The organism is Pseudomonas sp. LBUM1671 (assembly GCF_059695685.1).
Map to the genome: position 1 here is coordinate 1420373 of NZ_CP166782.1, position 23259 is coordinate 1443631.

General features: G+C 59.4%; 26 protein-coding genes. 15 read left to right on the forward strand and 11 right to left on the reverse strand.

What is annotated here, in order from left to right; all coding sequences use genetic code 11:
• Positions 1 to 186 precede the first annotated feature (186 nt).
• Positions 187 to 819, forward strand: coding sequence for an efflux system transcriptional repressor EmhR (gene emhR / locus ACA060_RS06335; protein WP_497316111.1), 633 nt, complete (start codon positions 187 to 189; stop codon positions 817 to 819).
• 201 nt (positions 820 to 1020) lie between these two features.
• On the opposite strand, the gene ACA060_RS06340 is transcribed toward emhR, so the two are convergent.
• The 5 genes from ACA060_RS06340 to ACA060_RS06360 form a co-directional block, all read right to left on the reverse strand.
• Complete coding sequence (locus tag ACA060_RS06340; protein ID WP_497316113.1) at positions 1021 to 1521, reverse strand: hypothetical protein; 501 nt, start codon at positions 1519 to 1521, stop codon at positions 1021 to 1023.
• Between the two features lie 36 nt (positions 1522 to 1557).
• Entirely contained in the window at positions 1558 to 2064 is a 507-nt protein-coding gene (locus ACA060_RS06345; RefSeq protein ID WP_497316115.1) for a hypothetical protein, read from the reverse strand.
• Positions 2065 to 2287: 223 nt separating this feature from the next.
• Positions 2288 to 3337: an alkene reductase gene (locus tag ACA060_RS06350; protein WP_109628332.1), complete on the reverse strand. Its 1050-nt coding sequence runs from the start codon at positions 3335 to 3337 to the stop codon at positions 2288 to 2290.
• 23 nt (positions 3338 to 3360) lie between these two features.
• A complete protein-coding gene (locus tag ACA060_RS06355) occupies positions 3361 to 4527 on the reverse strand; it encodes an MFS transporter (RefSeq protein WP_219095248.1) in 1167 nt (388 codons plus the stop codon).
• Between the two features lie 3 nt (positions 4528 to 4530).
• Positions 4531 to 4851 carry an ArsR/SmtB family transcription factor gene (locus ACA060_RS06360; RefSeq protein ID WP_109628334.1) on the reverse strand — a complete coding sequence of 107 codons (321 nt, stop codon included), beginning with the start codon at positions 4849 to 4851 and terminating at the stop codon, positions 4531 to 4533.
• Between the two features lie 171 nt (positions 4852 to 5022).
• Here ACA060_RS06360 and ACA060_RS06365 point away from each other — a divergent pair, with 171 nt between their 5' ends.
• Positions 5023 to 5601 carry an acyl carrier protein phosphodiesterase gene (locus tag ACA060_RS06365; RefSeq protein WP_497316117.1) on the forward strand — a complete coding sequence of 193 codons (579 nt, stop codon included), beginning with the start codon at positions 5023 to 5025 and terminating at the stop codon, positions 5599 to 5601.
• A 123-nt stretch (positions 5602 to 5724) separates the two neighbouring features.
• Here ACA060_RS06365 and ACA060_RS06370 read toward each other — a convergent pair whose 3' ends face one another.
• Positions 5725 to 6516 carry a lysophospholipid acyltransferase family protein gene (locus ACA060_RS06370; RefSeq protein WP_497316119.1) on the reverse strand — a complete coding sequence of 264 codons (792 nt, stop codon included), beginning with the start codon at positions 6514 to 6516 and terminating at the stop codon, positions 5725 to 5727.
• Entirely contained in the window at positions 6516 to 7271 is a 756-nt protein-coding gene (olsB, locus tag ACA060_RS06375; protein WP_497316121.1) for an L-ornithine N(alpha)-acyltransferase, read from the reverse strand. The genes ACA060_RS06370 and olsB overlap by 1 nt, the downstream gene beginning before the upstream one ends.
• Before the next feature lie 155 nt (positions 7272 to 7426).
• Between olsB and ACA060_RS06380 the strand changes: the two genes are divergently transcribed.
• From ACA060_RS06380 to ACA060_RS06400, 5 genes are all read left to right on the forward strand, one after another.
• Positions 7427 to 8314 (forward strand): acyl-CoA dehydrogenase middle domain-containing protein, encoded by an 888-nt coding sequence (locus ACA060_RS06380; RefSeq protein ID WP_497316123.1) that lies wholly within the window; start codon positions 7427 to 7429, stop codon positions 8312 to 8314.
• 157 nt (positions 8315 to 8471) lie between these two features.
• A complete protein-coding gene (locus tag ACA060_RS06385; protein WP_497316125.1) occupies positions 8472 to 9566 on the forward strand; it encodes a serine hydrolase domain-containing protein in 1095 nt (364 codons plus the stop codon).
• Positions 9563 to 9886 (forward strand): amidase, encoded by a 324-nt coding sequence (locus ACA060_RS06390; protein WP_497316127.1) that lies wholly within the window; start codon positions 9563 to 9565, stop codon positions 9884 to 9886. Before ACA060_RS06385 ends, ACA060_RS06390 begins: the two co-directional genes overlap by 4 nt.
• 147 nt (positions 9887 to 10033) lie before the next feature.
• Entirely contained in the window at positions 10034 to 10624 is a 591-nt protein-coding gene (locus ACA060_RS06395; protein WP_497316129.1) for a YceI family protein, read from the forward strand.
• 1 nt (position 10625) lies between these two features.
• Positions 10626 to 11783, forward strand: coding sequence for a phospholipase D-like domain-containing protein (locus ACA060_RS06400; protein ID WP_497316131.1), 1158 nt, complete (start codon positions 10626 to 10628; stop codon positions 11781 to 11783).
• A gap of 132 nt (positions 11784 to 11915) precedes the next feature.
• On the opposite strand, the gene bglX is transcribed toward ACA060_RS06400, so the two are convergent.
• Positions 11916 to 14207 (reverse strand): beta-glucosidase BglX, encoded by a 2292-nt coding sequence (bglX, locus tag ACA060_RS06405; RefSeq protein WP_497316133.1) that lies wholly within the window; start codon positions 14205 to 14207, stop codon positions 11916 to 11918.
• Positions 14208 to 14443: 236 nt separating this feature from the next.
• Here bglX and ACA060_RS06410 point away from each other — a divergent pair, with 236 nt between their 5' ends.
• From ACA060_RS06410 to ACA060_RS06425, 4 genes are all read left to right on the forward strand, one after another.
• Complete coding sequence (locus ACA060_RS06410; protein WP_497316135.1) at positions 14444 to 15055, forward strand: LemA family protein; 612 nt, start codon at positions 14444 to 14446, stop codon at positions 15053 to 15055.
• A 43-nt stretch (positions 15056 to 15098) separates the two neighbouring features.
• On the forward strand, positions 15099 to 15854 hold the full coding sequence (locus ACA060_RS06415; protein ID WP_497316137.1) for a TPM domain-containing protein: 756 nt from the start codon (positions 15099 to 15101) through the stop codon (positions 15852 to 15854).
• A 28-nt stretch (positions 15855 to 15882) separates the two neighbouring features.
• Entirely contained in the window at positions 15883 to 16500 is a 618-nt protein-coding gene (locus ACA060_RS06420) for a TPM domain-containing protein (RefSeq protein ID WP_109628344.1), read from the forward strand.
• Positions 16501 to 16789: 289 nt separating this feature from the next.
• Positions 16790 to 18004 carry a class I SAM-dependent methyltransferase gene (locus ACA060_RS06425; RefSeq protein ID WP_497316139.1) on the forward strand — a complete coding sequence of 405 codons (1215 nt, stop codon included), beginning with the start codon at positions 16790 to 16792 and terminating at the stop codon, positions 18002 to 18004.
• Between the two features lie 69 nt (positions 18005 to 18073).
• Here the strand turns inward: ACA060_RS06425 and ACA060_RS06430 are convergent, their stop codons facing one another.
• Positions 18074 to 18979, reverse strand: a complete 906-nt coding sequence (locus tag ACA060_RS06430; protein ID WP_497316141.1) for a DMT family transporter — start codon at positions 18977 to 18979, stop codon at positions 18074 to 18076.
• A 340-nt stretch (positions 18980 to 19319) separates the two neighbouring features.
• Between ACA060_RS06430 and ACA060_RS06435 the strand changes: the two genes are divergently transcribed.
• The 3 genes from ACA060_RS06435 (at position 19320) to ACA060_RS06445 (ending at position 20730) form a co-directional block, all read left to right on the forward strand.
• Positions 19320 to 19901: a DJ-1/PfpI family protein gene (locus ACA060_RS06435; protein WP_109628347.1), complete on the forward strand. Its 582-nt coding sequence runs from the start codon at positions 19320 to 19322 to the stop codon at positions 19899 to 19901.
• A 14-nt stretch (positions 19902 to 19915) separates the two neighbouring features.
• The gene (locus ACA060_RS06440; protein ID WP_008025707.1) at positions 19916 to 20221 is read left to right on the forward strand and encodes a ribbon-helix-helix domain-containing protein; all 306 of its coding nucleotides are present in this window, start codon (positions 19916 to 19918) and stop codon (positions 20219 to 20221) included.
• A 164-nt stretch (positions 20222 to 20385) separates the two neighbouring features.
• On the forward strand, positions 20386 to 20730 hold the full coding sequence (locus ACA060_RS06445) for a YegP family protein (protein WP_109628348.1): 345 nt from the start codon (positions 20386 to 20388) through the stop codon (positions 20728 to 20730).
• A 143-nt stretch (positions 20731 to 20873) separates the two neighbouring features.
• Here the strand turns inward: ACA060_RS06445 and ACA060_RS06450 are convergent, their stop codons facing one another.
• Positions 20874 to 21761, reverse strand: a complete 888-nt coding sequence (locus ACA060_RS06450) for a dihydrodipicolinate synthase family protein (RefSeq protein WP_497316144.1) — start codon at positions 21759 to 21761, stop codon at positions 20874 to 20876.
• Positions 21762 to 21790: 29 nt separating this feature from the next.
• Positions 21791 to 22573, reverse strand: coding sequence for an aldolase (locus ACA060_RS06455; RefSeq protein WP_109628350.1), 783 nt, complete (start codon positions 22571 to 22573; stop codon positions 21791 to 21793).
• 109 nt (positions 22574 to 22682) lie between these two features.
• Here ACA060_RS06455 and ACA060_RS06460 point away from each other — a divergent pair, with 109 nt between their 5' ends.
• The gene (locus tag ACA060_RS06460; protein ID WP_109628351.1) at positions 22683 to 23225 is read left to right on the forward strand and encodes a helix-turn-helix domain-containing protein; all 543 of its coding nucleotides are present in this window, start codon (positions 22683 to 22685) and stop codon (positions 23223 to 23225) included.
• Positions 23226 to 23259: the final 34 nt, after the last annotated feature.

Here is a 23259-nt window from a genome sequence, read left to right on the forward strand (position 1 = left end):
TTGCTAAGGAATATACTTACGTTCATGGTTGTTTGTAAACACCTTGACTGCGTATCCACCCTGTTACCAACGCCCGTCAAAGGTTCGAATTGTAAGCCGGGGGACGAGACCCGAGAGCGCTCGCCCCACTTTTGTTCAGCGGCTGTTCAGACATCGCTGAAGCACCCTGATTGAGGTTTTACTGCCATGGTCCGTCGTACCAAAGAGGAAGCTCAAGAAACCCGCAGCCAGATTCTGGAAGCAGCAGAGAAAGCCTTTTATGAAAGGGGCGTGGCGCGTACGACGCTGGCGGACATCGCGACCCTGGCCGGCGTGACTCGCGGAGCCATCTACTGGCATTTCAGCAACAAGGCGGACCTGGTGCAGGCGATGCTGGATAGCTTGAAAGAGCCGCTGGATGAAATGGCCAGGGCCAGTGAAAGCGAAGATGAACTCGATCCGCTGGGCTGCATGCGCAAACTGCTGATTCATTTGTTTCATCAAGTTGCCCTGGACCCGAAAACCCGACGCATCAATGAGATTTTGTTTCATAAGTGCGAATTCACCGATGAAATGTGCGACCTGCGTCAGCAACGTCGTGAGGTCAGCCTCGATTGCAATGTGCGAATCGCCCTGGCCCTGAGTAATGCGGTGAATCGGGGGCAAATGCCCGAGGACCTCGACACGGCCCGTGCGGCCATCAGCCTGCACGCCTACATCGATGGCATGCTTTACCAATGGCTATTGGCCCCCGACAGTTTTCAACTGCACACCGAGGCCGAGCGTTGGGTCAATGCAGGGTTGGACATGCTGCGTTTGAGCCCCAGCCTGCGCAAATGAAACAAAATGCTTAATTGGATCCGGTTGTGTCAACCATTAAAGCGAGCTTTGATCCTTCAAGGCTCGCCTCGATGCACAGGGGTGCTTTTATATACGTACGCTCGCCAGGATGAAAGGTAGCGAGCTACGTATTTTGTAGGGATTTTGTGTCGAGTGTGTGAACGGCTGTAAGCATCACGGCACCCCAAGCCGCCCATCAGGTCATTTGTTGAACGTTAAAACAACGGTGTAGCTGAACGGGGGCTTGGACAGACGTTCGGAAATATAGCTATTGCAGCTATATCCCGAGGTGCCCCGTCCCGAGCTTGTTTGTTCCCACGCCGGTTTGTAGCTGGGCTCCAGTGCCCCAAAGCCAACCGGAGCATTCATCAACGTTTTTAAACGGCATCGAAATCCATTAACTTCATAATCGATGAAATTACTGATGGGCGCGACTTTTTTTCGAGTGGGTTGCCAGCCGGACTGATCATAAGTAAAAGCACGCTGGTATGGGATGTCCAGCGATTCCTCGGTGCCCGGGCCGATGTTAAAGCTGGTCAGGGGGGCGCTAAGTTCTGCCTCGAGTCCTCCGTGCTGTTTTAACTTTAATGTGCCGAACGTATTGTTGATGATTTTTATCGTTACTACGGTATCTGCCAAGCTATAGGAAAAAGGAGCGCAGGTTGCTAATAGTGCAAATATCAGTTTTTTTACCATGTTCATAATTTTTTTGGCCAGGGTGAATATGAATTAAATGAGTTATTCAAGGCTGAACTGAATGCTGTAGCTATAGGGGAGAGTACTGATGACTTCGAAGATGTCTGTCGTACAATCCGCCGGTTCGACACCGATGGACTTCCCGTTGCCGGACCAATGAGCAGGTTTCAGAAGGTCGGTCACCTTGATGGTGGCGGTGAACTGGCATTCCTTTTTTCCTGAGGCATAGGCAAACGTTTCGGTGAGTATTCTAGGGTTATCACGGGTAATTGATCTGAAAGGTTCCGGATAGTGCGTGGGAAAATTCAGTACCGCGTTAATGGGCACCGTGAAATCAGAAATCGCATTGCCTCGGCCGGTTTGCTTCTGCGATGGCCGAGACAGCGTTAATTCTTCCGATGTCAGGTTTTTAATATAGTAGTGAATGGTCGTGTCGTTGATGTTGTCGGATTCATCAATGGTTTGATAATCCCCGTACTTGGCGAAGCCGTAGGGGGTAAACGCAAACGTTGTAAAGATGATCAGTGCAGTCTTTGCATAGTTGTGCACGATGAGCGCTCCTTGTCTCAGTTGATGTTTTTACAAAAGTTGTTTCTCTGCTCTTGTTTTATTAATGTAAAGGCGCTGTCGAAAGTGAGCCAGCGCAAATGTATTGGCGGTTGTTTCGCTGAGAAGAGTTTGTTGTTCTTAAGGGGGGCATAGGCTTGTTGTTTTTCGTTGATAAAAAAAGCCCCGGCTCTTTCGAGTCGGGGCTTTTTGCTATTAATAAAAATTACATTACCGGATAGTCGATATATCCCACCGGGCCCTTGGCGTAGAACAGCTCTGGACGCGCTTCGTTAAGCGGCGCATCAGCCTTCAAGCGTGCCGGCAGGTCCGGGTTGGCAATGAACGGCACGCCGAAGGCGACCGCATCGGCCTTGCCGCTGGCCAGCCAGGCGTTGGCGCTGTCCTTGGTGAAACGTTCGTTGACGATGTACGGGCCGCCGAAGGCTTCCTTGAGTTGTGGGCCAAGGCTGTCGCCGGCTTCTTTCTCGCGGGAGCAGATAAAGGCGATGCCACGTTTGCCCAGTTCGCGAGCGACGTAGGTGAACGTCTCGGCCAGGTTGTCGTCGCCCATGTCATGGGAGTCGGCACGCGGAGCCAGGTGCACACCGACGCGGCCGGCGCCCCAGACTTCGATCGCGGCGTCGGTCACTTCCAGCAACAGGCGTGCACGGTTTTCCAGGGAGCCACCGTACTGGTCGGTGCGCTGGTTGGTGCTGCTTTGCAGGAACTGATCGAGCAGGTAACCGTTGGCGCCGTGGATTTCCACGCCGTCGAAACCAGCGGCCTTGGCGTTCTCGGCACCGGTGCGGTAGGCGTCGACGATGTCGGCGATTTCAGCGGTTTCCAGAGCACGCGGGGTTGGGTAGTCGGCCAATGGGCGAACCAGGCTGACGTGGCCCTTAGGCTGGATGGCGCTTGGTGCGACCGGCGCTTCACCGTTCAGGTACGACTCGTGGGAAACCCGGCCGACGTGCCACAGTTGCAGGAAGATCTTGCCGCCAGCGCCGTGAATCGCTTTGGTCACGTTGGACCAGCCACGCACCTGATCGTTGGACCAGATGCCCGGGGTGTCCGGGTAGCCGACGCCCATTGGCGTGACCGATGTGGCCTCGCTGAGGATCAGGCCGGCCGAGGCGCGTTGTACGTAATACTCAGCCATCAGCGCGTTTGGCACACGGCCTTCGTCGGCGCGGCAGCGGGTCAGTGGCGCCATGATAATGCGGTTGGCCAGCTCGATGTCGCCCAGTTTGATCGGATCGAAAATAGTCGTCATTTCAGTACAACCCTCGTGAGGTATCAGTTAGTCGCAGGGGCCAGTTCGGGATTACCGCGCTGACGGAAAGTAATCAGGGTCACCAGCAGGGCGAGTACCGCCAGTGCTGCTGCCGCGAGTGGCACGCTGGTCAGGCCGAAACCGTGGGCGATGACGCTTCCGCCGACCCAGGCGCCCAAGGCGTTGCCGATGTTGAAAGCGCCGATGTTCAGGGTCGACACCAGGTTCGGTGCGGCCTTGCCGTAGGTCACCACGTTCACTTGCAGGGCAGGCACGGCGGCGAAACACGCGGTGGCCCAAAGGAACAAAGTGATTTCGGCAGGAATCAGCGCGACGCTGGTCCAGGTCAGTACGGTCGAGATCACGGCCATCGAGATGAAGACGCCGATCAGCGTCGCGGCCAGGCCTTTGTCGGCCAGCTTGCCGCCGATGATGTTGCCGACCGTCAGGCCCAAGCCGATGAGCATCAGGGTCCAGGTCACGCCTTTGGGCGAGACGCCGGTGACATCGCCGAGCAGCGGAGCGACGTAAGTGAACAGGGTGAATACCGACGCCGCGAACAACGCCGTCATGCTCAGGGACAACCAGATCCCGGCGCCTTTGAGGGCACGCAGTTCGGCGCGCATGTCGAGTTTCTCTTCATCGCGCTTGGCCGGCAGGAAGCGGATCAGGCCAATCAGCGCGATCACACCAATCACGGTCACTGCCCAGAAGGTCGAGCGCCAGCCGGCTTCCTGACCGAGCGCGGTGCCCAGCGGAACGCCGAGTACGTTGGCCAGGGTCAGGCCGGTGAACATCAAGGCCACGGCGGATGCGCGTTTGTTCGCCGGAACGAGTCCTGCCGCCACCACCGAACCGATACCGAAGAACGCACCATGGCAAAGGGCCGTGACCACACGGGCAAACATCAGCACGTTGTAATCGGTGGCCATGGCACAGAGCAGGTTGCCGATGATGAAAATGCCCATCAGCGCTACTAGTGCAGCCTTGCGCGGCAATCTGGAGGTGGCCAGTGCCATGAATGGCGCACCGATGGCCACGCCCAGGGCGTAACCGGTCACCAGCCAGCCAGCGCCGGGGATCGACACGCCGAGGTCCGCCGCCACATCGGGCAGCAAGCCCATGATGACGAACTCGGTGGTGCCGATGGCGAAGGCACTCAAGGCCAGAATGAGTAGCGAGAGGGGCATTGTTCAGTTCCTTGTCGGAGCGCTGAGCTCCTTGACGATGGCGTCGAGGAACGCCTGAATCACGTCCTCGTTGCGTTTGAAAAAGTGCCATTGACCGGCTTTCTGGCTGCTGATCAGTCCCGCACGTTGCAAGTTCGCCAGATGGGCGGACACGGTCGACTGCGACAGGCCGCAACGTTGATCGATCTGTCCGGCGCAAATGCCGTACTCGTGGTTGTGGATCTGTTCCGGGAACTGGGTCTTGGGGTCTTTCAGCCAGATGAGGATGTCTCGGCGTACTGGGTGTGCCAGGGCTTTTATTATTTCGTCGAGGTCGATGGTCATGGGTTTGGGCTCGTGATGAGTAAAACGCTATATCGCGATGAGGCGAATTTTAAATCGCTACTTCGCGATATACCAATATGATTTTGGTCTGACGACCGCATAAATTGGTATATCGGGTTATAACGATACGTTGAGTGTCAACATACAAAGGGGCAGTGCTAAGCTGCGCTCATGAACTATCTCGCACATCTTCACCTCGGTGGCCAGCGCCCCGGTCAATTGCTCGGCAGTTTGTATGGCGATTTCGTCAAGGGACGGCTGCAAGGGCAGTTCGACCCGGAGATCGAAGCGGCCATCCAGTTGCATCGCAGCATCGACGTATTTACCGACCGCCACCCGTTGGTGGATATCTCGTTGTCGCGGTTTTCCATCACACGCCGGCGTTACGCCGGGATCGTGCTCGACGTGTTTTTCGACCACTGCCTGGCGCGGAACTGGACGCTCTACTCGGACCAGCCGCTGGAGCGATTCACCTCGGATGTCTATCGGGTGCTGTCCGCCGAGGCGCAATTGCCGGAACGGCTGGCGATGATTGCGCCGCACATGGTGGCGAATGACTGGTTGGGTTCTTATCAGGAGTTTGGAGTGCTGGAGCAGGTGCTGCGGGGGATTTCGCGGCGGTTGACCCGGCCTGAGGAATTGGCGGGGGCGATGCAGGAATTGCGGGGTTTGTATGAGCCGTTGAGCGATGACTTTCGGTTGTTTTATCCGCAGCTGCAGGATTTCGCGCAAAACTACCCAACACCATAACCCTCTGTGGGAGCGGGCTTGCCCGCGATTGCGGTCTGTCATTCAACATCATCGCTGAATGGTAAGCCGTCATCGCGGGCAAGCCCGCTCCCACAAGGATTGGCGTTTGTTCAGGGATTTGTGTCAGGCCGCGATTGCAGGGCGCAGCGGTTCCGATTGCGCCTGAGGGATCGCCCCAAACAACGCCTTCTGCACCGACTGCTGTGCCTCGAACGCCAGCGCCGCACGCTCGCGACCTTCGCAAGCAATCGGCTTGAGCACTTTGATTTCCACTTCCCCGCGATCATTGGCAAACAAGCGCATCAAGTGCGACAGCAAATCATCATCGCCAATGAACGGCGCCAGGGAATCGAGTTCACCGTCACGCAGATAACGAATCGCCACCGGCTGCAGCTTCACTTCGGAATCAATCGCCGCTGACAGCAAGCGGCCATGAAAGGTACGTAACGAACGCCCATTGGTGGTGGTGCCTTCCGGGAACATCAACAGCGGATGTTCCTGCGCCAGGTGGCGCGTCATCTGTTTGCGAATCAGCTGGCTGTCACCCGAGCCACGACGGATAAACAGGCTGCCGGCCTTGGCCGCCAACCAACCAGCCACCGGCCAGGTGCGTACTTCGGCCTTGGACAGAAACGACATCGGCGTGAGCATGCCCAGCAACGGAATGTCGGTCCAGGACACGTGATTGCTGACCCACAGCATCGGCTCCTTCGGCAGTTCCCCGTGAACCGTCACGCGAAAGGGCAGGGCGTTGCTCAACCGCGCCATGAAAAACCGCGACCAGCGCTGGCGGCGGACCATCGAATGAGCAATGCCCAGACGCTCGAACAGCCCGAACACACTGGCCATGCTCAAACCCAGCGCGACCACAACCAACACTCGCGCAATTCGCGCGTACACCCGCAACCGGCTCATTACACAGCCGCCTTGAAGTGTTTGGCATAACGCGGGCAGAGTTCGTCGCGCTTGAGCAGGATGAACACGTCGGCGACCTGGAAGTCTTCGTCCCAGCATGGCTCGCCGCAGATTTTCGCGCCAAGACGCATGTAGGCCTTGAGTAGCGGTGGCATTTCGGCGATGACGTTCGACGGGATGTCCAGAACCGGCAACGGCTTTTTCGGCTCGGCTCGCAGGTGTTCGGTGCACAGGTAACGTTCACGCAGGCGCTGCATGATCGCGTGGGCCTGAATCCCGCCGTCCTGCATCGGAATGCTCGCGCAACCCATCAAGTAGCTGTAGCCGCCCTGATTCAGCACCTCGGCCAGTTCGCCCCAGAGCACCGCGATGGTGCCGCCGTTGCGATAAGCCGGGTCGACGCAGGTGCGGCCGATTTCCAGGATCGGGCCCTTCAAATGGACCAGGCCATGCAGGCTGAATTCTTCTTCACTGTAGAACTTGCCCAGACTGTTGGCCGCCGTGTGGTCGAGCAAACGGGTGGTCGCCACCAGGCGCCCGGTGTTCAAGTCACGCACGCCGATGTGGGCGCAATGAACATCATAGTCGTCCATGTCCAGACCCAGCTCCGCGCCTTTGAGCTTGGCGTTGAACTCGCCGCTGAAGACGTTGAAGCGCAAGGCCTGGGCTTCCTGCAAGGCCTCGGCGCCCACCAGGCGTTCGGCTTGCAGGCGGCGTTCATTGCCGGTGTCGCTGATGCGGGCGATCTGAGTCATTGGGAATCTCCGTGCGGGCTGTTCACCCGTCTTGGGTTGCAAGCCGATCGACTTTCTTTATGCAGCCGTGTTGTGCAAAGTCAGGCTATGTAGCCCCGGTGTCATCGCCATGAAGCTTTGGTGATGCTTATATGACAGCCCACAAGGAGCCTCTTATGCCCTGGCAAAACCTGTTGAATCGCCACGATCGCCTGCCCGTCAACCCGGACCTGGCGGAGGGTTTCGCGACTTTGTTGCACACGTTGGGCACGGTCACGCCCTTCGAACTGGCGGTGGTCGGCGGGCGGTTGATGGCGACGCCAGGGCAGGCGTTTCTGGTGGGGTATCAGGCGGCGTTGCGCATGCTTTGGCCAAGCGCGCCCCTGAGCCTCGGCGCGTTGTGTGCCACCGAACAGCGCAGCCTGCGGGTGGCGGACATGCAGACGCGTCTGAGCGATTTGCGCGTAAGTGGGCGCAAAGATTTCGTTACCGCTGGCGATGCGGCCGACTGGCTGCTGGTTGCTGCGCGCAGTGAAGGGCCCGGTGAAACTCCGCGCTTGAGTCTGGGGGTGGTCTATCCCGATGAACCGGGCGTGCGCCTCGAAAAACTCCCGGCCATCGCGCTGATGCCGGACATCAGCCACGGTCGGTTGTTTCTCGATAACGCCCAGTGCGAATTGCTGGCCGGGGATGGCTGGGATGCCTACGTCAAACCGTTCCGCACGCTGGAAGACATTTATGTACTGAGCGCGATGACGGCGTGGCTGTACGGCGTCGGTCAGGACAGTGACTGGTCGCAGAATTTGCAACTGCGCTTGCTGGCGCTGTTGGCCGGGTGCGCGGAAGTCAGCCGGCAAGCGCCGAACAATCTGGCCGGGCATGTGCTGCTGGGGGGATTGTTTGCGCAATTCGAGGGGCTCAAGGCTGAGGTGAACCAGGCACTGGTCGATGGCCCGCAGCATTGGGCTGCGATGTGGCAGCGCGATCAGAGTGTGATGGACCTGGCGGCGGGGGCGCGGGGGAAGCGGTTGGCTAAAGCACTCGCGGGATCTTCATTGAGTTGACTGGCCCCTTCGCGAGCAAGCCCGCTCCCACATTTTTAAATGCGTTCCCCTGTGGGAGCTGGCTTGCTCGCGAAGACGGCCTGACAGGCGGCACAAACTCCAAAACTGTCATCAACCTCGACTAGGCTCTGCAGGTTCATCCCTCCGAGCCCCCGCCATGTTCAAAGGCTTGCCCCTGATTTTCATGCTGCTGCTCAGCTTCACGGCCCACGCCGAACACTGGCCTGCCGAGCAATGGTCAACGGCTCCGACGGTCTCGGGGCCAGCAGTTCAAGCCCTGGAAACTTACGCCTTCCCGCCCCGCGACGACGCTACCCGACAAGGCGTCCGCACCGACGCCTTGCTGGTAATCCGCGACGGCCAATTGATCTACGAACGCTACGCCGGCCCGACCACGGCCGACACTCCACACCTGACCTGGTCCATCAGCAAAAGCCTGATGGCCACGGTCCTTGGCGTCGCCTATGGCGAAGGTCTGTTCAAACTCCAGGACCCGGTGCTGAAGTTTTATCCACGGCTGGAAAAACACCCGACCCTGACCATGGCCGACCTGCTGCACTGGGCTTCGGGCCTGGACTGGCAGGAAGACTATGAATACGCGCCGTTGAAATCTTCGGTGGTCGCGATGCTCTACACCCGGGGTCACCCGGACATGGCCGCGTTCACCGCTGATCACGGTGAATACGCCAAACCCGGCGAGGCATTCCGTTACTCCAGCGGTGACAGCAATCTGTTGTCTGCGGCGCTGAAAAACATCGTCGGCCCGGTACGTTATCCCGACTATCCATGGACGGCACTGTTCGAGCCTCTGGGCATTCGCCACGCCGTCTGGGAAACCGATGCCACGGGCACCTTCGTCGCTTCCTCCTATGCCTACCTCACCGCCCGGGACCTGGCGCGAGTCGGTCTGCTGATGGCGCGCGACGGTCGCTGGGGTGATCGGCAACTGCTGCCCAAAGACTGGGTCACCTTCAACCGCGAACCCTTCGCCCACTATCAAGCCAATCAGGACGATGCGGTTCCCGGCGGCCATTGGTGGCTCAATAGCGCGGTGGAGGGCGCCGTCCGACCCTGGCCGGATGCCCCCGCCGATACCTTTGCCGGCCTGGGCCATTGGGGACAGGCGCTGTACGTGATTCCCAGTGAAAACCTGGTCATCGTGCGCTACGGCGATGATCGCGATGAGCGTTACCAGCACAACGAATTGCTCAAGCTTGCGCTCAAGGCCTTTGCCGGGGCGGTGCAGCCATGAACAACTTCATTCGTCACCGGCCGTTCAGCACGTTGTGGCTGGTACTGCTGGTCGCCTTGCTCGGCTGGGTCTGGCAGGAGCGCGTGGCGTTGTGGGCGTTCCCCGACATCATCAGCGCCTACACTGCCAAAGAGTATTGTTCGTGCCGGTACGTGATGGGTAACCAGGCGGAGTACTGCCACAGCTATGTAAAACAGTGGCTGCCCACCAGCGGTTTTATTGATGATGCCGCCAGCAAACGCGTGACCGTCAGCGGTATGGGCCGCAGCAACAGCGTGCAATGGATTGGCGAACGCCAAGGCTGTCGCCTGCAACCCTGAATGCGCCGATGTTCCTTTTGGCGAGTGGGCTGTTGTGGCGAGGGGGCAAGCCACCTCGCCACAATGGCCGGTGTCAGTGATGGACAGTTTGCATCTGGCTCGCGGGCGGTTAAGGTTCGCTCAGGTTTATTTCCCCCACGAGTCTTTATGTTCAAGCGGTCCCTTTCCAAAACCCTGGCCTTCCTGCTGCTGGCCGGCGCTTCGTTGTCGGCCCAAGCCAATTGGTACCTCGACGGCGAGTCCTCGCGGCTGTCGTTCATCAGCACCAAAAACGCCAACATCTCCGAAGTGCAGCGCTTCCTGGTGTTGCACGGCAAGGTCAGTCCCAAAGGCCTGGCCGAGGTGGAAGTCGAGATGGAGTCGGTGAACAGCGGCATCCCTCTGCGTGACGAACGCATGCGCAAGGAGCTGTTCGAGATCCAGACCTTTCCCGAAGCGCTGATTACCACGCAGATCGATCTGCGCCCGATCAACGACCTCGCGCCCGGTGCCCAGTTGGAGCTGCGTTTGCCGCTGACCGTCAACCTCCACGGTAAAACTCACGAATACAATGCCGAACTGCTGGCGACCCGTCTCGATGATCGACGCTTCCAGGTGGTGACCCTCGAGCCGCTGATCATCAATGCCGAAGACTTCGATCTGGCTCCGGGCCTGGAAAGTTTGCGCAAGGTCGCCGGTTTGTCGGCCATCAGTCTGTCGGTGCCGGTGGGTGCTGTGCTGATTTTCACGGCGCGCTGACATGGCCGGTGCGATCTTCCCCTGGCGTGCAGGCAACCATTTCGAACTGCTGATCGACGGCCCGGAGTTTTTCCCGCGCATGTTGGTTGCGATTGCTCGCGCCGAAGAACAGGTCGAACTGGAGTTGTATCTGGTGGAGGCGGGGGCCTGCGCCGAAGCGATGGTGCAGGCGTTGGTTCAGGCCGCCGAGCGTGGTGTACGCGTGCGCTGCCTGTTCGATGATTACGGCAGCCTCGCGTTCACCCTGACTTTGCGTCAGCGTTTGACGGCGGCGGGTGTGGAGCTGCGTTTCTACAACCGCCTGAGCTGGCGGCGCTGGGTCGGCAACTTCTACCGCGATCACCGCAAACTGTTGCTGGTCGATCAGAGCCTGGCGGTGGTCGGCGGCACGGGCGTCACGGATGAGTTCTGGACGCCGGGTGAAGACACCAGCGAATGGCATGAAGTGATGGTGGAAATCACCGGCCCCTTGGTCATCGACTGGCAGTTGCTGTTCGACCGGCAATGGATCGCCAACCGCCACCGCCGCGCCTGGAAACCCGCATCGCACTTCGGTTTGCCGCGTCTGCCACGGGTGCCGTCCACGGGCGAGGGCATGGGCCGGGTGGCCTATGCCGACGCCCGCCAGCACCGCGACATCCTGCAATCGCTGATTCGTGCGCTCAACAGCGGCCAGCGCCGGATCTGGTTGGCCACACCGTATTTTTTGCCGACCTGGAAAGTCCGCCGCTCATTGCGCAGGGCCGCGGCTCGTGGCGTCGATGTGCGTCTGCTGCTGACCGGGCCGCGCACCGATCACCCGTCGGTGCGCTACGCCGGGCACCGCTACTACCCGCGACTGCTCAAGGCCGGGGTGAAAGTCTTCGAATACCAGCCGTGTTTCCTGCACCTGAAAATGGTCTTGATCGATGATTGGGTGAGCATCGGTTCGTGCAATTTCGATCACTGGAATCTGCGATTCAATCTGGAAGCCAACCTCGAGGCGCTGGACCCGGGGTTGACGGCGGCAGTGGTGGCGAGTTTCGAGAAGGACTTTGCGCAGAGTCTGGAGGTCAGCCTGGAGGAATGGCAACGCCGGCCGCTGTGGCGGCGGGTCAAGCAACGGGTTTGGGGATGGGTGGATCGGCTGGTGGTGAACCTGTTGGATCGACGGGGATAGCCGTCACACCAAAAACCACTGTGGGAGCGGGCTTGCCCGCGATGAGGCCATAACATCCAACATTTATGTTGACTGTTACACCGTCATCGCGGGCAAGCCCGCTCCCACAGGTACTTCATATGGCTTTAAGGGTTACAGCAATTCAAAGCTCTGCTGCGTCACGTCCTGGGAGTCCAGGCCAATCTGCACGTTGAACTTGCCAGGCTCTGCCGCGTATTTGAGCTGGGCATTGAAGAACTTCAGGTCGTCTTCGGTGATGGTGAAGTGCACGACTTTCTGTTCGCCAGCCTTTAGCGTGATTTTCTGGAAGTTCTTCAGTTCCTTGACGGGGCGGATGATCGAGCCGGTCACGTCCTGGATGTACAGCTGCACCACGGTTTCGCCGTCACGCTTGCCGGTGTTTTTCACCATCACGCTGGCGTCGAGCCTGCCGGTCTTGTTCAGTGTGGTCGACGACAAGGCCATGTCGCTCAGGCTGAAATCGGTGTAGCTCAGACCGAAACCAAACGGGAACAGCGGGCCGGTGGTGTCATCGAAATACTGCGAGGTGTAGTTGCCCGGTTTGCCCGGCGTGAACGGCCGGCCAATGCTCAGGTGGTTGTAGTAGGTCGGAATCTGGCCCACCGAACGCGGGAAGGTGATCGGCAGTTTGCCCGACGGGTTGTAGTCGCCGAACAGCACGTCGGCGATGGCGTTGCCGCCTTCGGTGCCGCTGAACCAGGTTTCCAGAATCGCGTCAGCCTGGTCTTTCTCTTCGAGAATCGACAGCGGACGGCCGTTCATCAACACCAACACCAGCGGTTTGCCGGTGGCTTTCAGGGCCTTGATCAAGTCGCGCTGGTTGGACGGGATGTTCAGGTCGGTACGGCTGGACGATTCGTGGGACATGCCACGGGATTCGCCGACAGCGGCAACAACGACATCAGCATCCTTGGCGGCCTTCACCGCTTCATCGATCAGCACTTGGGCCGAACGCGGATCATCCACCACTTCCGGGGCATCGAAGTTGAGGAAGTTCAGGTAATCCAGGACTTTCTTGTCGCTGGTGATGTTGGCGCCACGGGCGTAGATCAGCGTCGATTTGTCTGCCACGGCAGCGTTCATGCCGTCGAACAAGGTGACCGATTGCGCCGGACGGCCAGCGGCGGCCCAACTGCCCATCATGTCGATCGGCGCCTTGGCCAGCGGACCGACCAGGGCGATTTTCGCGGTTTTCTTCAACGGCAGGGTTTCGCCCTGGTTCTTCAGCAACACCAGGCTGCGGCGCGCCACATCACGGGCCTCGGCGCGGTGCAGACGGCTTTCGGCGTAGGTGTCGGCCGGATCGTCTTCAGCCTTGCCGATGCGCAGGTACGGGTCTTTGAACAGGCCCATGTCGTACTTCGCGGCGAGCACTTCACGCACGGCGTTATCGATGTCTTTTTGTTCGATCTCGCCGGCCTTCAACAGCCCCGGCAGCTCTTTGCCATACAGGGTGTCGTTCATGCTCATGTCGATGCCGGCCTTGATCGCCAGCTTCGCGGCTTCGCGACCGTCAGCGGCAACGCCGTGCTTGATCAGCTCGAAAATCGCCCCGTGGTCGCTGACCGCCAGGCCCTTGAAGCCCCATTCCTTGCGCAACAGATCGTTCATCAGCCAGGTGTTGGCGGTGGCGGGCACGCCGTTGATCGAGTTCAGCGCGACCATGACGCCACCCGCGCCCGCGTCGATGGCGGCGCGGTAGGGTGGCAGGTAATCCTGGTACATTTTGACCGGGCTCATGTCGACGATGTTGTAGTCGCGACCGCCCTCGACCGCGCCGTACAAGGCGAAGTGCTTGACGCTGGCCATGATGCTGTCGGCCGCGTTCGCGCCGGTGCCCTGGAAGGCCCGGACCATGACGCCGGCAATGCGCGACACCAGGTACGTGTCTTCGCCGAAGCCTTCGGAGGTGCGGCCCCAACGAGGGTCACGGGAAACATCGACCATTGGCGCGAAGGTAATGTCGAGGCTGTCTGCCGCGGCTTCCTTGGCGGCGATGCGCCCGGACAGGCCGATGGCGTCCATGTCCCAGCTTGAAGCCAGGGCAATTGGAATCGGGAAAATCGTGCGGTGACCGTGGATCACGTCATAGGCGAAGAACATCGGGATCTTCAACCGGCTGCGCATGGCCGCGTCCTGCATCGGACGGTTTTCCGGGCGCGTGATCGAGTTGAACGTGCCGCCGATGTTGCCCGCGGCGATTTCCTTGCGGATCATCTCCCGAGGCATTTCCGGGCCGATGCTGATCAGGCGCAGCTGGCCGATCTTTTCATCGAGGGTCATTTGCTTCATCAGGTTAGTGATGAAAGAGTCCTTGTTCTCCAGAGGTGCGGGCGTCGTGGCGGCCAATACGGTATGACTGGCCAGGCTGACGAACAGGCCCAGCAAACACAGCTTCTTCATGAATGGTTTCTCAAAAGCCTAAACGGCAGTGAATACAGGCCGGTCAGCCAAAATTTAGGGAGCGACTATTGTTGTTCAGGTAAATGCAGCACACTTCTGCAGTGTTTTAGCGCTGGGGCATCTTTTAGCCCATCGGCGCGATGCAATCCAGTGGCGGCGGCAGATTATGCCCCAAGACAACGCTCAGAAGGTTGCTGGTTGTTTTTCAATGGAATGTGCAAGGGAGCGTCAACCAGATGAATGTACGACACCACTATCGGTCGAGCCTGCAGGTTGCAGCCTTGATGTTGCTCACCACGCTGCTGGCGGGCTGCGGCATCAACAACATTCCGGCCCTGGATGAACAGGCCAAGGCCGCCTGGGGCCAGGTGCAGAACCAGTACCAGCGCCGCGCCGACCTGATCCCCAACCTGGTGGAGACCGTCAAGGGCTACGCCAAACATGAAGAAGAAACCCTGACCGCGGTGATCGAAGCCCGGGCCAAGGCGACCTCGATCCAGGTCGATGCCAGCACCCTGGACAATCCCGAGAAGCTCAAGCAGTTCCAGCAGGCGCAGGATCAGCTGACCGGTGCCTTGAGCCGTTTGATGGTGGTGTCCGAGCGTTACCCGGACCTCAAGGCCAACCAGAATTTCCTCGCGTTGCAATCGCAGCTCGAAGGCACCGAGAACCGCATCGCCGTGGCGCGTCGCGATTTCATCCTCGCGGTGCAGAAGTACAACACCGAAATCCGCACATTCCCGGGTCGCCTGTGGCACACCGTGATGTACAGCGATTTGCCGATCCGCGAAACCTTCGAGGCCACCAGCCCCGGCGCCGAAAAAGCACCTGAAGTGAAGTTCCAGTAAGCACCGGGACGGGTTCGACGCATCACCACGGATGAGGTTGCCAATGCGCGTGTTGAAAGTGGGCCTGTTGCTGTTGCTGTGGGTGTTTACCCAGGCAGCCCAGGCCGAGTTGAAGTTTCCGCCACTGACCGGACGGGTGGTCGATAACGCCCAGATGATCGAGCCGTCGGTGCGCGAGCAGCTGACGCAACAACTCCAGGCCCATGAAACAGCCACCGGCGAGCAATTGGTGGTGGTGACGGTGCCGGACCTGCAGGGCACCGACATTGCGGATTTCGGTTATCAACTGGGACGCCACTGGGGCATCGGCCAGAAGGACAAAAACACCGGCGCGCTGCTGATCATCGCGCGTGATGATCGTAAATTGCGCATCGAAGTCGGTTACGGCCTGGAAGATCGCCTGACCGATGCGCAGAGTTCGGTAATCATCAACCAGGTGATCACGCCGGCGTTTAAAACCGGCAACTTCAGCAAAGGCATCAGCGACGGGGTCGCCGCGATGCTGGTGGTGTTGGGCGGCAATTCGCTGGACGAGCCGTCGACGGTCTATGAGCCGCGCGGGGATGAGGGCGACGATTTCTTTTCGCGTCATCCGGGCGTGTTCGTGTTCCTGGTGATGCTGTTCATCCTGACGATTTTCGTCTGCCAGATGCTCGGGATCCTGCCCAGCGGTGGTGGCGGTGGCCGAGGCCGCTCGGGCGGCGGTTTTGGCGGTGGAGGTTTTGGCGGCGGTGGAGGCGGGGGCTTCAGCGGCGGTGGTGGCAGTTTCGGGGGCGGCGGTTCGTCGGGCGGCTGGTGAGAATAATAATGAGCGAGCACTGTTAAACATGGCATTACTGACTGAACACGAACAACGCAAAGTCGCCGAGGCGATAGCCCGGGTCGAGCGCGACACCGACGCCGAACTGGTGACCGTGCTCGCGGCCCGCGCCGACGACTATGCGTACATCCCGCTGCTCTGGGCCAGCCTGCTGGCGCTGGTGGTGCCGGGTGTCGTGCATTACCTGACGGGCTGGCTGACCATGCACAGTCTGCTGCTGGTGCAATGGATCAGTTTCATCGTGCTGTGCCTGGTGTTCCGGATTCCGAAAGTGACCACCCACCTGATCCCGCGCTCGGTGCGTCACTGGCGTGCGTCAAACCTGGCGCGCCGACAGTTCCTGGAGCAAAACCTGCACCACACGGTGGGGAGCACCGGCATGCTGATTTTCGTCTGCGAGGCTGAGCGCTATGTGGAGATTCTGGTGGATGAAGGGATTTCCAAACGGCTGGACAACAAGAACTGGGACGCGATTGTTGCGGCGTTTACGCAACAGGTGAAACAGGGCCAGACGTTGCAGGGGTTTGTGACCTGTGTGGAGGCGTGCGGCGAGTTGCTCAAGGTGCATGTGCCGGTGACGCATGTGAGGAATGAATTGCCGAATCGGTTGGTGGTGTTGGGCTGACGTCCTTTTCAGTCTGGAGACGGATGCGCTTCTGTGGCAAGGGAGCTTTTGTGGCGAGGGGACTTGTCCCCGTTCGGCTGCGAAGCAGTCGTAAAAACTGAGAACGCGGTCTGACTGGTGATCGAAGGGGGCCGCTTCGCGACCCAACGGGGACAAGTCCCCTCGCCACAGGGAACTCGACTTGCCTCACGATTCGCACCGTTCGGTAAATAACTGCGTGTCCCGAACGACCATCCCCCCTAAAATACCCGCCATTCTCCGATTCGCTCCGCCCGAGGCCGTTTTTTCCATGTCTGTCACCGCCACTCCCGCCAGCCTCGCGCCGGATCACCACGCCCAGTTCATCGACCTGCTGCAAACCAGCCTCGACGCCAACGGCTTCATCAAGCTGGTCTTGGCCAAGTACGTCGGCACCGAAACCGATTTGCAGCGGCTGATCATCAAACAACTGACGGTCAAGGATCAGCCCTGCCTGTCCTTCGTCTACCGCTATAAAACCCGCGACATCACCAAGAACCTGCCGCTTGCCGAAGGCGTGACGACCATCGCCGCGCTGTTGCCGGCCTCGTTCAAAAATGCGCATTTACTGTCGTTGACTGACGAAGCCCAGCTCGAATACAGCAAAAAGGGCAAGTCTTCGCTGTTCAAGAGCAAACCTCAGCAATTGCGTGAAGTGCCGTCTGCCGAACATAACCGTGAGAAAAACCGCTTCCTCGACCTGAGCCGGCCGTTCCTCGCCGACCTCGGTGTGACGAACAGCAAGCACGAGCTGATCCCGGCGATGTCGCGCAAGTGGAAGCAGATCAACAAGTTCATCGAAGTGTTCAGCCATGCGCTGACGACCTCGCCGTTGGCGCTGGACAAACCGGTGCAGGTGGCGGATTTCGGCTCGGGCAAGGGTTACCTGACCTTCGCGATCCACGACTACCTGCGCAACACCTTGAAGGCCGAAGGCGTGGTGACCGGCGTCGAGCTGCGCGAAGAAATGGTCAGCCTGTGCAATGCCGCCGCCGCCAAGCTTGAGCATCCGGGGTTGGTGTTCAAGTGCGGTGACGTACGCAGCGTCGCGCCGAGCGAGCTGGACGTGATGATCGCGCTGCACGCCTGCGACGTCGCCACCGACTATGCGATCCACACTGGTATCCGTTCCGGCGCCTCGATCATCATGTGCTCGCCGTGCTGCCACAAACAGATTCGCCTGCAAATCCAGAGCCCGGCGCTGCTCAAGCCGATGCTGCAATACGGTCTGCATCTGGGCCAGCAAGCGGAAATGGTCACCGACAGCTTGCGTGCGCTGTTCCTGGAAGCCTGTGGTTATGAAACCAAAGTGTTCGAGTTCATCTCACTGGACCACACCAACAAGAACAAGATGATTCTGGCGGTAAAACGCGTCGAGCCGGTGGACCCGGCCCAGTTGTTGGTGAAGATCCAGGAGCTGAAGGATTTCTATCACATCACCGAACATTGCCTCGAAACCCTGCTCAGGGCCGACGGCTACCTCTGATCCCCAGCGATCCTGTGGGAGCTAGCCTGCTAGCGATGGCGGCTCTACATTCAGCATAAATGTTGAATATTACGGCCCCTTCGCGAGCAAGCCCGCTCCCACATGGGGTTTGATGGCGGTCTTGCGTCCGAGCATCACCGTCACGATCACCCCGGCCGCAAACAGCCAGGTGATGGGCTCGATGTGTTCACCGAAGAACAACGCCGAAAACGCGATGGTGAAGAAGATCTGCAACAGTTGGATTTGACTGACTCGGGCAATGCCGCCCATGGCCAACCCGGCGTACCAGGCAAAGAACCCGATGAACTGTGAAAACAGCGAAACGTAACCAAACGCCCACCAGGTCTTGGCCGAAATTTCGCCCTGATGTTGCAGCGCCAAATACACCACCGGCCCGATCAACAACGGCGTCGACAACACCAGCGCCCAGCAGATCACCTGCCAGCCGCCCATCTCCTTGGCCAACCGGCCGCCCTCGGCATAACCCAGACCGCCCACGGCAATCGCGCCGAGCATCAGCAAATCACCGGCCTGAATGCTGCCGGCCCCGCTGATCAGCGCATAACCCAACACCAGCGCACTGCCCAGCGCGGCGCAGGCCCAGAAGGCTTTTGACGGACGCTCATGGGACAGCCACGCGGCGTATAGCTCGACGCACAGCGGTTGCAAACCGTTGACCAACGCGCCGTGAGACGCCGGTAAGGTTTGCATGGCCCAGGCCGACAACACCGGGAAGCCAAGGATCACGCCGGCGATCACCAGTGTCAGGCCTTTGATCTGTTTCCAGGTCGGCCATTTTTCCCGGCGCCACAGCAACAAGATCGCCGCCGGCACCGCCGCAAACAGCGCCCGGCCCAAACCATTGAGCAGCGGATGAATTTCCTGCACGACGATCCGCGTGAAGGGCAGGGTGAGGCTGAAGATCACAACGCCGAGCAGGCCGAGGGCCATGCCGGTGTTTTCGCGCGAGGACATGATGGGGGACCAGAATCCAGGGTGATTGGAGGTGTATTCATCTAGCCATAACTCAATGGTTTTGGCGCTTACAGCTGGGAACAGAAATATCCGTACAGTTGAGCGCGATTCTTGTGGCGAGGGAGCTTGCTCCCGTTCGGCTGCGCAGCAGTCGTAAAACCTGGAGACCTGATTCTCCGGGAAGAATGCAGGGGGCCGCTTCGCAGCCCAGCGGGAGCAAGCTCCCTCGCCACAAAGGCCAAACTCAAACCTACATTGTCAGTAGTAGGTGGTTATTACCCGACCTCGCAGATAAGGACTACCTTGAATACTCCTACGTATTTCCCAGAGGAGTCCTCCCATGGCTGCCAAGAAAATTCTGATGCTGGTCGGCGATTACGTCGAAGACTACGAAGTGATGGTGCCGTTTCAGGCGCTGCTGATGGTCGGCCACAAGGTACACGCCGTTTGCCCGGATAAATCCGCCGGCCAGACAGTACGCACAGCCATTCACGACTTCGAAGGCGATCAGACCTACAGCGAAAAACCCGGCCACCTGTTTGCCCTGAACTTCGACTTCGCCAAGGTCGCTGAATCCGACTACGACGCGCTGCTGATCCCCGGCGGTCGGGCGCCGGAATACCTGCGCCTGAACGAAAAAGTCCTGGAACTGGTGCGGGCGTTCGACAAGGCTGGCAAGCCGATCGCTGCCGTGTGCCACGGCGCGCAATTGCTGGCGGCCGCGGGGATTCTCGAAGGTCGCGAGTGCAGCGCTTATCCTGCCTGCGCGCCGGAAGTGCGTCTGGCCGGCGGTACGTTCATCGATATCCCGGTGACGGAAGGTCACGTACAAGGCAATCTGGCCACTGCCCCGGCCTGGCCGGCGCATCCGAGCTGGCTCGCCGGTTTCCTCGGGTTGCTGGGCACCAAAATCACGCTGTAACGAGGGACTTTTCCATGTGCGAGCTCTACGTCAAAGCCGATCCGATTCTCTACGAGTCGCGCTCCCGCTCGCTGCGCATCTGCGGGGTGGTCACCACCCTGCGGCTGGAGAATCAGTTCTGGGACATACTCAGCGAAATCGCCGAGGTCGACGGCATGACCACTAACCAGTTGATCGCCAAGCTGTATGAAGAGGTGATGGATTACCGTGGCGAGGTGGTGAATTTCGCGTCGTTCTTGCGCGTGAGTTGTACGCGGTATTTGAGTCAGCGACGGGTGCAGGCGCCGGAGTTGTCGGTGGTGCGGGCGGTGGTGAAATAGCGTAGACCGCGTCGCCCCCTTCGCGGGCAAGCCCGCTCCCACAAGGATCACACTGAACCTGTGGGAGCGGGCTTGACCGCGATGGGGCCCTGACAGGCGACAGATATCACAGGCTGGTCTTTACTCTGAAGCGCGAAACCTCTCAATCGCCAAGGAGAAAGAGCATGTCCGGATGGTACGAAGTAAGCAAAAGCAGCAACGGTCAGTTCAAGTTTGTACTGAAGGCCGCCAACGCCGAAACCATTCTGACCAGCGAGCTGTACACCACTCGCAGCGCTGCCGACAACGGCATTGCTTCGGTGCAGAAGAACAGCCCGCTGGATGAGCGCTACGAAAAGAAAACCACCAAGGATGGCCATCCTTACTTCAACCTCAAGGCCGGTAACCACGAGATTATCGGTAGCAGCGAGACCTATTCTTCCGCTGGCGCGATGGATAAAGGCATCGCCAGCGTCAAGGCCAACGGGCCAACCACCGTGATCAAGGACAAGACCTTGCCGGTGCTGTGACCACACCTTTCAAACCCAAAACAAATCCACTGTGGGAGCTAGCCTGCTAGCGATGGCTGCTTAACATTCGACGAAGATGTTGAATGTCTGGCCGCTATCGCTAGCAGGCTAGCTCCCACATTGGTTTTTTGTGAGCTTCGAGATCAGCGCAAGGCTTTCAACAAGGTTTGTAGCTGGTCAACTCCAACCTCACCAAGCGGAGACACTGGCAACCGCGGATCACCCACTTCCAGCCCGGTCGCCCGCAGCCCGGCCTTGATCGTCGCCGGCAACCCGCCCTTGAGAATGAAGTCCAGCACCGGCAACTGGCGATAGAACAACTCACGCGCCTTGCCCAGGTCGTTGGCCAACACCGCTTCATACAAATCGAGATTGAGCTGCGGAATCAGGTTCGGCGCAGCTGTGCACCAGCCTTTCGCACCCGCCGCAAACGCTTCCAGCGCCAACGGATTGCAGCCGTTGTAGAACGGCACCTGACCGTCGCCCAGCAGTTGCAGCTTGTGCATGCGCTGGATGTCGCCGGTGCTCTCCTTGACCATGGTCACGTTCTCCACGGTGTTGACGATCCGCAGGATCAGGTCCACCGACATGTCGGTGCCGCTGGTGGCCGGGTTGTTGTAGAGCATGATCGGTACGCCAATGCTCTCGCCGATGGCGCGGTAGTGGGCGAGGATTTCCGCTTCGCTGAGTTTCCAGTAGGACGTCGGCAGCACCATCACCACATCAGCCCCGTGGGCTTCGGCGAAACGCGCACGACGCACGGCTTTGGCGGTGGTCAGGTCGGACACGCTGACGATGGTCGGTACGCGCTTGGCCACATGCTTGATGCTGAACTCACTGACCTGATCCCACTCCGCGTCGCTCAGGTAAGCGCCTTCGCCGGTGCTGCCCAGCGGGGCGATGGCGTGGACGCCGCCGTCGATCAAGCGGTCGATGGAACGCCCGAGCGCGTCGAGATCAACGCCTTCGCCGTTGGCGGTGAACGGGGTGATGGTGTAGCCGATGATGCCGTGAATGGTTGGGGTCGACATGCTGTGTCTCCTTCAGAAAATGAGTGGGTTCAGTTCAGGCAATCGGCGTGTTGACGCAGGTTCTGCCGGGCGTAGTAGTTGAACGCGGCGCCGTGGCGCTTGGGTTTCGAGATCCAGTCATGGGCTTCGCGGCCCAGTTCCGGCAGGATCGGCTTGATCGTCCCGGCGCTCATCGCCAGTAGTTGCAACTTCGCCGCACGCTCGATCAATTGAGCGATGACACAGGCTTCTTCGATGGTGGTGCCGGTGGACAATTGGCCGTGGTGCGACAGCAGGATGGCCCGTTTGTCGCCCAGTGCGCCGGCGATCAAATCACCTTCTTCGTTGCCCACCGGCACACCCGGCCATCCTTCGAGGAACGCGCAATCGTCGTAGAGCGGGCAGAGGTCCATGTGGGAAATCTGCAGCGGCACTTCGAGCATCGACAGCGCCGCGACGTGGGTCGGGTGCGTGTGGATGATGCAGTTCACGTCCGGCCGGGCGCGGTACACCCAACTGTGGAAACGGTTGGCCGGGTTGGGCATGCCGTGGCCTTCAAGCACTTCCAGGTCTTCGTTGACCAGCAGCAGATTGCTCGCGGTGATCTCGTCGAAACCCAGGCCCAGTTGTTGAGTGTAGTAAGTGCCCGGTTGAGGGCCACGGGCGGTGATTTGCCCGGCCAGGCCGGAGTCGTGACCATTTTCGAACAGTATCCGGCAGGTCAGGGCCAGCTTTTGCCGGTCGGTCCACGTATTATCCGCCAGGGTGTTTTGCATCTGGGTCAACGCTTGCTTGACCAGTTGCTCTTTGGGTAGTGCTAAGGTCTTGGCCATATCGGTGTCCTTGAGTGGTTTCATGCAAATGACACAATAAAGGCTATATGACACTTTGTGTCATTGGCAAGGACGTATCGTCGGCTCCTTGATGGATTAATTGTTCTACATGTCTATCCGTTTGAAATTACTGAGAAAAAAACTTGGTGTGACGCTGGAGGCCTTGGCCGAAAAGTCCGGCATGACCAAGAGCTACCTGTCGAAAGTCGAGCGCGGGCTGAATACGCCGTCGATCGCGGCTGCCCTGAAACTGGCCAAGGCGCTGAACGTGAAGGTCGAGGAGTTGTTCTCCGAAGACAACATCAGCCTCGACAGCTACAGCCTGGTGCGCAGCGACGAACGCCAATCCCTGGCAGCCAACGATGAAAGCCCCGGCTACGCGGTGCTGGCCCATCAGGTCAGCGAGCGCAGCCTGCTGCCGTTCATGATTTACCCGCCGAGCGAATTCGCGGATAAAACCTTCAAGGAACACTTGGGGGAAGAGTTTCTGTTCGTCCACGAAGGGCAGGTGGAAGTGGACTTCATGAACGAGCGCGTGCTGCTCAATCGCGGGGACGCACTGCACTTCAATGCGCAGAAACCGCACCGGATCCGGTCAGTGGGGGAGGTGCAGGCGCAGTTGTTGGTGGTGGTGCATAGCGCCGAAGAATAGGTTGACTGGGCTGACATCATCGCGGGCAAGCCCG

Coding starts and splice junctions, on each gene's coding strand:
- ACA060_RS06395 (WP_497316129.1), top strand. CDS start 10,034: ATGTTCAAGCGGTCCCTTTCCAAAACCCTGGCCTTCCTGCTGCTGGCC.
- ACA060_RS06340 (WP_497316113.1), bottom strand. CDS start 1,521: ATGAACATGGTAAAAAAACTGATATTTGCACTATTAGCAACCTGCGCT.
- ACA060_RS06435 (WP_109628347.1), top strand. CDS start 19,320: ATGGCTGCCAAGAAAATTCTGATGCTGGTCGGCGATTACGTCGAAGAC.
- olsB (WP_497316121.1), bottom strand. CDS start 7,271: ATGACTCAGATCGCCCGCATCAGCGACACCGGCAATGAACGCCGCCTG.
- ACA060_RS06445 (WP_109628348.1), top strand. CDS start 20,386: ATGTCCGGATGGTACGAAGTAAGCAAAAGCAGCAACGGTCAGTTCAAG.
- ACA060_RS06370 (WP_497316119.1), bottom strand. CDS start 6,516: ATGAGCCGGTTGCGGGTGTACGCGCGAATTGCGCGAGTGTTGGTTGTG.
- ACA060_RS06460 (WP_109628351.1), top strand. CDS start 22,683: ATGTCTATCCGTTTGAAATTACTGAGAAAAAAACTTGGTGTGACGCTG.
- ACA060_RS06455 (WP_109628350.1), bottom strand. CDS start 22,573: ATGGCCAAGACCTTAGCACTACCCAAAGAGCAACTGGTCAAGCAAGCG.
- bglX (WP_497316133.1), bottom strand. CDS start 14,207: ATGAAGAAGCTGTGTTTGCTGGGCCTGTTCGTCAGCCTGGCCAGTCAT.
- ACA060_RS06430 (WP_497316141.1), bottom strand. CDS start 18,979: ATGTCCTCGCGCGAAAACACCGGCATGGCCCTCGGCCTGCTCGGCGTT.
- ACA060_RS06420 (WP_109628344.1), top strand. CDS start 15,883: ATGGCATTACTGACTGAACACGAACAACGCAAAGTCGCCGAGGCGATA.
- ACA060_RS06400 (WP_497316131.1), top strand. CDS start 10,626: ATGGCCGGTGCGATCTTCCCCTGGCGTGCAGGCAACCATTTCGAACTG.
- ACA060_RS06410 (WP_497316135.1), top strand. CDS start 14,444: ATGAATGTACGACACCACTATCGGTCGAGCCTGCAGGTTGCAGCCTTG.
- ACA060_RS06355 (WP_219095248.1), bottom strand. CDS start 4,527: ATGCCCCTCTCGCTACTCATTCTGGCCTTGAGTGCCTTCGCCATCGGC.
- ACA060_RS06350 (WP_109628332.1), bottom strand. CDS start 3,337: ATGACGACTATTTTCGATCCGATCAAACTGGGCGACATCGAGCTGGCC.
- ACA060_RS06360 (WP_109628334.1), bottom strand. CDS start 4,851: ATGACCATCGACCTCGACGAAATAATAAAAGCCCTGGCACACCCAGTA.
- ACA060_RS06425 (WP_497316139.1), top strand. CDS start 16,790: ATGTCTGTCACCGCCACTCCCGCCAGCCTCGCGCCGGATCACCACGCC.
- ACA060_RS06380 (WP_497316123.1), top strand. CDS start 7,427: ATGCCCTGGCAAAACCTGTTGAATCGCCACGATCGCCTGCCCGTCAAC.
- ACA060_RS06440 (WP_008025707.1), top strand. CDS start 19,916: ATGTGCGAGCTCTACGTCAAAGCCGATCCGATTCTCTACGAGTCGCGC.
- emhR (WP_497316111.1), top strand. CDS start 187: ATGGTCCGTCGTACCAAAGAGGAAGCTCAAGAAACCCGCAGCCAGATT.
- ACA060_RS06450 (WP_497316144.1), bottom strand. CDS start 21,761: ATGTCGACCCCAACCATTCACGGCATCATCGGCTACACCATCACCCCG.
- ACA060_RS06390 (WP_497316127.1), top strand. CDS start 9,563: ATGAACAACTTCATTCGTCACCGGCCGTTCAGCACGTTGTGGCTGGTA.
- ACA060_RS06365 (WP_497316117.1), top strand. CDS start 5,023: ATGAACTATCTCGCACATCTTCACCTCGGTGGCCAGCGCCCCGGTCAA.
- ACA060_RS06415 (WP_497316137.1), top strand. CDS start 15,099: ATGCGCGTGTTGAAAGTGGGCCTGTTGCTGTTGCTGTGGGTGTTTACC.
- ACA060_RS06385 (WP_497316125.1), top strand. CDS start 8,472: ATGTTCAAAGGCTTGCCCCTGATTTTCATGCTGCTGCTCAGCTTCACG.